The organism is Mobiluncus mulieris ATCC 35243 (assembly GCF_000160615.1).
Classification (GTDB): Bacteria; Actinomycetota; Actinomycetes; order Actinomycetales; family Actinomycetaceae; genus Mobiluncus; species Mobiluncus mulieris.
The window spans coordinates 313,679-319,752 of the sequence record NZ_GG668519.1 but is presented as its reverse complement, the minus strand read 5'-3'; the positions used below and the strand labels follow the sequence as shown (position 1 = coordinate 319,752).

At 52.7% G+C, this 6,074-nt stretch carries 7 protein-coding genes and 1 pseudogene; 5 read left to right on the top strand and 3 right to left on the bottom strand.

Features of this window, described 5'->3' with window-relative positions:
* Positions 1-441: Abi family protein (locus HMPREF0577_RS06420; RefSeq protein WP_004012958.1), on the top strand; the 441-nt coding region annotated here is incomplete at its 5' end.
* A gap of 8 nt (positions 442-449) precedes the next feature.
* On the opposite strand, the gene HMPREF0577_RS06415 is transcribed toward HMPREF0577_RS06420, so the two are convergent.
* Positions 450-1,046: a low molecular weight protein-tyrosine-phosphatase gene (locus HMPREF0577_RS06415; RefSeq protein ID WP_004014819.1), complete on the bottom strand. Its 597-nt coding sequence runs from the start codon at positions 1,044-1,046 to the stop codon at positions 450-452.
* 3 nt (positions 1,047-1,049) lie between these two features.
* Positions 1,050-1,172, bottom strand: coding sequence for a hypothetical protein (locus tag HMPREF0577_RS11995; protein WP_004012956.1), 123 nt, complete (start codon positions 1,170-1,172; stop codon positions 1,050-1,052).
* A 187-nt stretch (positions 1,173-1,359) separates the two neighbouring features.
* Between HMPREF0577_RS11995 and HMPREF0577_RS06410 the strand changes: the two genes are divergently transcribed.
* From HMPREF0577_RS06410 to HMPREF0577_RS06400, 3 genes are all read left to right on the top strand, one after another.
* Complete coding sequence (locus tag HMPREF0577_RS06410) at positions 1,360-2,352, top strand: DUF5692 family protein (protein WP_004012955.1); 993 nt, start codon at positions 1,360-1,362, stop codon at positions 2,350-2,352.
* A gap of 505 nt (positions 2,353-2,857) precedes the next feature.
* Positions 2,858-4,123, top strand: coding sequence for an ATP-binding protein (locus tag HMPREF0577_RS06405; protein WP_004012953.1), 1,266 nt, complete (start codon positions 2,858-2,860; stop codon positions 4,121-4,123).
* A gap of 197 nt (positions 4,124-4,320) precedes the next feature.
* Complete coding sequence (locus HMPREF0577_RS06400) at positions 4,321-4,908, top strand: AlbA family DNA-binding domain-containing protein (RefSeq protein ID WP_004012952.1); 588 nt, start codon at positions 4,321-4,323, stop codon at positions 4,906-4,908.
* Positions 4,909-4,927: 19 nt separating this feature from the next.
* On the opposite strand, the gene HMPREF0577_RS06395 is transcribed toward HMPREF0577_RS06400, so the two are convergent.
* Positions 4,928-5,284 carry an SdpI family protein gene (locus tag HMPREF0577_RS06395; RefSeq protein WP_004012951.1) on the bottom strand — a complete coding sequence of 119 codons (357 nt, stop codon included), beginning with the start codon at positions 5,282-5,284 and terminating at the stop codon, positions 4,928-4,930.
* 457 nt (positions 5,285-5,741) lie between these two features.
* On the opposite strand from HMPREF0577_RS06395, the pseudogene HMPREF0577_RS11570 reads away from it, so the two are divergent.
* Positions 5,742-6,074, top strand: a pseudogene (locus tag HMPREF0577_RS11570) (hypothetical protein); the annotation flags it as partial.

Sequence of the window (6,074 nt, the reverse complement as noted above, 5' to 3'; positions counted from 1 at the left end):
CATTTCCCGATTTGGGTGATTATCGAATTCTTTTCAACGGGTATGCTGTCCTTTACCTACGCAGATTTGAAGCGCCAAGATCGCAAGCGTATCGCCAGAGTTGCTTTCAACACGGGAGATCAACAACTCGAATCGTGGTTGCGTGCCTTTACCGAGCTACGGAACAAGTGTGCTCACTACACTAGGCTTTATTTTTGGCGTTTTACCACTGTACCCCGCCAGCCTAGAGATGTCCGTTGGAAAATGGACAACAGCCTTTTTTCGCAGCTCTACATGCTGTCCCGGATGCATCCCAATCAGCATAGCTGGCGAAAAGAGATTAGCCGATTAGAAGGAATAATCCAACTGTATCAACCGTATATGGGGCGGTCTCATCTGGGGTTCCCTCGTGACTGGAAGGCGTTGTTATCCCCTGAAGGGTGCGCGTGTGGGATTCAATAGAATCCGTTTTAGCGGCGGCGCAGGTACTTGACTATGCCGGTGGCGCCGGCTTCGACCACGGTGAGGGTGTCGTAAAACCCGTCGAGGCCGCCGTACCAGGGGTCGGGCACGTCGTAGTCTCCATCCGAGCTGTATTGGTCGGAATAATGCTTGCGTTTGGGGCGTTGGGTGGGGTTTTTGCCGGGTTCATGAGGCGCTGGCAGCACTCCGCCTTCCCCGAAAACCCCGCCCGGCGCAAAGGGAATTGTCCCGTCGAATTCGCGCCACAAGTGGAGTTTGCGGGTATCTTCACCCGCAGCCTCCAGCATTTCCCGTAACAAGCGTGCGTGTCCCACGGTCATGGCCAGTATCAACCCGGATTCCCGCAGTTCGGCCGCAGTCGCGCGGTGTGCAAAGTGCTCGCGGGGGAGCGGATACCCGGCTTCCCGCAATACTTGCGCGGCGCGACGATCCAAGCCGTGTCCGTGTTCCTCGTCCGAGGTTCCGGCCGAGGCCACGGTTACCATGGGTTCGTTTAGTCCCTCGCGATCCAAGTAATCCCGCAACACAATCTCGCCCATGGGCGAGCGGCAAATGTTACCCGTACACACCACCAAAATCTGCATAACCTAAGTGTAGCGGATGGTTTCTTTGGCCTTGTTCCCCCGGGTTCCTCCGGATTCATGAGGCGCTTGCCCTGGACTGGAAGCGTTCCTTCCAGGGGTTTGCCCGTGAATCGTGGGATTTGGCATTGATAAAACCATGTTGGCAGAAATTAGTGAAAAAATGAGGGTGGGAGCCAAAATAGTGGTGCCTCACCCTCAAATTTTCCCGGATTTCTGCCACGTAGCCTGAATAGTCCCAAAGTCCCTGGCGTCAGGTGTTACAAATCGTAGAATTGTGTAAACAAGATTCGGGAGCTGCAAAGGAGGAGCCCTTATGTTGTTCGATGTTTACGGTGAAAATGCCATTTTTCAGTGGATTGGCTGGGTGATGGTGTTTGTCGGTTTGATTGTTATGAATGAAATCGCCCGGCGTTCCAAGTGGGGCGGCGTGTTCTGTTTCCTGGTGGTGCCCGCGATTCTGACGGTGTACTTCGTGGCGATTTATGTCGGTGCGGCCATGGGCGCAGATTGGGCGTTGAATAACCCCACGTATATCCACATGGGTTCGTGGTTCCACTATGCGAAACTCTATGCGGCGACGGCCGGGTGTATCGGTTTTATGGTGTTGAAGTACCACTGGGGGAGCCTGGGTAAAGCGCACTGGTTCAAGTGTTTCCCTTTCGTGATTGTGGCAATTAACATCTTGATAGCGGTGGCCTCCGATTTTGAAAGCGCGATTCGTGCTTGGGGCACGACTTTTGTTTCGGTCGAGGGTATTACCTTGATGGGTGGGTGGCACAATGTGTTCAACGGTATTGCCGGGCTGCTCAACATTTTGTGTATGACGGGCTGGTTCGGGATTTATGCTTCTAAAGGCAACAAGGATATGTTGTGGCCGGATATGACCTGGGTGTTTATCGTGTCCTACGACCTGTGGAACTTCTGTTACACCTATAACTGTCTGCCGACCCACGCCTGGTATTGTGGTTTCGCGTTGTTGTTGGCGCCGACGGTGGCGAATGCGTTGTGGAACAAGGGTGGCTGGATTCAAAACCGAGCGAACACCCTGGCGATTTGGTGCATGTTTGCCCAGGTGGTTCCCGTATTCCAAGATTATTCGGTGTTTTCGACTAACTCGGTGAATAACCCGCAGGTGAACCTGTGGGTGTCTCTGGTGGCTTTGGTGGCGAATATCCTGGCGCTGGGCTATATCCTGTACCGCGCGAAGCAGCAGGGTGTGAACCCGTGGCTGCACGAGGTCTTCAAGGGCACCCGCGACTTCGAGCAGGCCATGAGTCGGCGCATGGCAGCGGCTAAAGCCGCGTGAGCCATGCGCTCGCAGTGCGAAGGTGGTTAAGCGACAGTAACGATTTGCCGTCGCCGACGTCGCGCCTTAAGCGGCGAAGCCGCAGTGTAGAGGTAGGGGTCGTGAAGGTCATCTAAGTCTGTTCCTCGCTGTTTCCCCTGTTTCATGAGGCGCTTGCCACAGATTTACACGTAAATCCCCGAATGGCGCCTCATGAAAACATAAACCGAGTCACCTGCGGTAGCGAAATGTGCAAAAACTGTGTCGAGTGCTTTTACAGCAAAAACTGGTGCTGGTCTACTGTTAGTCGAGGTTCTGTGCAACCTTTAGCCGTAATTCTACGCTACTTTTAGCCGGAACTTGCGCTCCCGCTAGCCGGGTAAAACTGGGAGGGATAAGGCGATAAATCTGGAACCTATGATGTGGTAAATCCGGAATTTTTCGTAGGTAAATCTCGAAGTTATTGGCTGGTAAATCTGGAAGTATTAGGATGGTAAATCCGGAATCATGGGGTATAATTTAGGCTATGTTCACGTTAAATACCGAGGTCAAACGCCATTGTTCCGGTCTGTTGGGGGAGATGTTGGATGAATCACCTATAGTGGTGATTCAAGGGGCGCGTCAGGTGGGGAAGTCCACGCTGGCAAGGCAGGTGACTGAGCGGTGTGATGCTTGGAGTGTCTCTCTCGATGACACAGATGTGGCGGCCTTGGCGCGAAGTGACCCGCGTGGTTTCGTGGGGCAAGCTCCGGGGAGGTTGCTGGTGCTTGACGAGGCGCAACGCGAACCCACGCTCACGCTGGCGTTGAAAATGGCGGTTGATAGAAACCGGCGACCGGGGCAATTCCTTATCACCGGGTCGGCGGATTTTTTGCGGCTAAAAACCACGGGGGATTCCCTGGCGGGGCGGGCAGAAATACTGACTTTACGTCCGCTAAGCATGGGGGAATTACAGCAACGTCGCACTCCGGAGGACTGGGTCTCCTGGATTCTGGCCGGAGCGCCGGGCAGGATCCAGGCCGAATCCCCGGAAGCCACTCGTGAATGCATTATCAGTGGAGGTTACCCCCTGGCCTTGTCGCGTCGCACCCCGGCTTCGCGACAACGCTGGTTCAACGGATATCTGCAATCCATAGTCACCAAGGATGCCGAGGAACTTTCGGGTGGGGATTTTCCCGGAAAACTGCCCCAGTTGCTGCGACTGCTTGCCGCTGAGGGCGTCAGCGAATACGTGGCGGCGAAAATGGCTCGCCATCTGGGTGTCTCGGAGAAAACCCTGGGAGGTTATTTCGATTTAGCCCATGCGATGTACCTGGTAGAAGCGTTGCCGGCTTGGGGTGTGGGTATCAGTAAACGGGTGATACGTCGTCCCAAGGTGAGTCTGGTGGATTCGGGTTTGGCTGCTGTCTCGGTGGGGATGACGGTAGAGAAATCCCGGCTGGTGGGAGGCATGGAATATTTCGGGGCGCTCACCGAGCAGTTTGTGGCCGGGGAGCTGCGTAAACAACGCGAATGGACCGCCAGTCCTTTTGACCTGTATCATTATCGCCACCGTGACCAGGAAGTTGACATTGTCATCGAACTGCCAGATGGCAGGCTGATTCTGGTAGAGGTGAAATCTGGCCTGAGCGTGCCCAAAGGTACCTTCGCTAAACTTGAACAGCTTATCCCCGGCGACCGGGTAGTCGCGCGAGTCGTGCTCTATCTTGGCGAACAAAGCCTCAAGATTGCCCCCGGAAACTACCTGCTGCCGATTTCTAGCCTGTGGACACACCCCGATAGCGCCTCATGAATCTGGGAACAAACTCCGGGAACTACCTAGGTAACCTAGGAATAGCCTCCTAGGTTACCTAGGTAAGATTATTGGACCTGATGTAAACTGTGGCGATGTATGGCGTATTTTACCTGCAATACTCTGGTAAGGTAAAAGTGTTGTCTGGAAGGTAACCTAAGTAGCTTAACGTGTATGAGTGGTAAGAAGTCCTGCTCGTGACGATTACGAATGACACAGAACTGGAACAAGCCGTTGCGAAGATGCGTCTGGCTCGTACGGATTGCGCGGAGTATGAGCTGAAAACAGCCAAGGGCGGTTTGCCTAGCTCTCTGGCGGAAACAGTTTCTGCCTTTGCTAATACCTCGGGTGGAACCATTATTTTAGGGATAACGGAAAAAGACTTCACTTCGGTTCCTGACTTGGATATTAAAGTTCTCCAAGATGGGGTCTCCCAAATTGTCAGGAAGGCGGTTCAACCTGCGGTAGCGGCGGATGTTCATATTATGCTTTACGAGGGCAATCAGGTTTTAATAGCAAATATCCCAGAACTTTCCAACAGTGAAAAGCCCTGTTATGTGCGGAAATCTGGGCGAGTAAACGGCTCGTACATACGTATCGGCGATGGGAATCACCAGATGACTAGCTACGAGATTGACCGTTTTTTGGAAAATCAGCAGCCTAACGTCGGGTTTGATATGTCGGTGGTTGCCAAAGCCTCGGGCTGTTTTCGAAGGCTCTCTTTGTTTCATCTGTCCGCAAAACTTCTTCACGCAGAGAAATTAACTTTAGGACATTTTCATTAACACTCATTTTTATCCCACATTACTCGTTAAGACCACGCGCGAAATGCGTTGCCTTGAGACCAATAGAAATATTTACCAAAACAACCAGGCAACAAGCTGCGAGAACAACGTAATTCGCGCTATCACTCAGCTTTGTAAATACAACGGATGCTCCTAAATACAACCCTCCAAAAAGAAATAGCAAGCCATCAATTAAAAAGATAGGCGCGTAACGTCGGTGAGTTTCCGCCCAAGTGCTTTCATTACGCATGATTGCTTTGGTTCTCAGTCCAACAGCGTGATTCAGGGGCAGCGTCCGGTTTCTGGCCTTCATGTACTCTACAAAAAACACCAGAGCCACTATCGTCAGACCGACGGATCCCAGGACAGCTAACATGGTTCTCACATTCCTTCAAGGAAATTATCGACACTGATATTTAATTTTAAGTTTACACCACATCCATCTCAAATGCAAGTTCTCGGTGTGTCGGAAGATGCCGCTGTTAGGGACTTGCCGGAGTTTCCAGTCAATCGCTGATTTTACGTGGTTTCTGGTCAATTGTAGCCTTCAAATCCATCGTGTGTAGGTGAGATTCAAGGATAATTTTGGCGAGGTGAGGACGATGCAAGTCGCCCAACTGTCTCTCATTTTTCCGCTGGTTTCTAGGGGGTGTTCACCGGCGTTAACGCCATAATTACAGGTACCCCCATATGAATGCCGAACTTGAATTTAGAGTCCGCATTCTGCGGTACTGGGTTGACGATGTTTGATAAAAATAGCTTATAGCAAAATTTCGCCCAGGGGAGGTTGCGCTTGGTCACAGTGGACGGTATCGGCACAGACGTCAGTCCAGATGACAGGCGGTTTTCCCCCGGCGGTTACCCGGGTTTTCACTCGGTTACAAGCCCCCACCAAGACCCAAACTAGGCAAAACTGGCTGCGCGCGGTGGCCGTGCGAACAACCCGGCAACACCCAGATTTAGCCGCCGAACTGGTGAAAATTTTGGGGATTGAGTTGCGAGGAAACGAGGCGAACCCCTTGGGGAACCTGAGTATTGAGGAAATCGCGGTGTGCTACGGGGCATTGTTGGCGACCTTGGATAGCCGCCGCCGACGTAGCGCGGGGCAGTTTTTCACCCCGGACGATGCGGCGGCGTTTATGGCGGTGCAATCCCGCGATTTTCCT

Bases quoted from the DNA above. Each gene is read 5' to 3' on its own strand.
- HMPREF0577_RS06405 (WP_004012953.1), top strand. From the start codon at position 2,858: ATGTTCACGTTAAATACCGAGGTCAAACGCCATTGTTCCGGTCTGTTG.
- HMPREF0577_RS11995 (WP_004012956.1), bottom strand. From the start codon at position 1,172: ATGCCAAATCCCACGATTCACGGGCAAACCCCTGGAAGGAACGCTTCC.
- HMPREF0577_RS06395 (WP_004012951.1), bottom strand. From the start codon at position 5,284: ATGTTAGCTGTCCTGGGATCCGTCGGTCTGACGATAGTGGCTCTGGTG.
- HMPREF0577_RS06415 (WP_004014819.1), bottom strand. From the start codon at position 1,046: ATGCAGATTTTGGTGGTGTGTACGGGTAACATTTGCCGCTCGCCCATG.
- HMPREF0577_RS06410 (WP_004012955.1), top strand. From the start codon at position 1,360: ATGTTGTTCGATGTTTACGGTGAAAATGCCATTTTTCAGTGGATTGGC.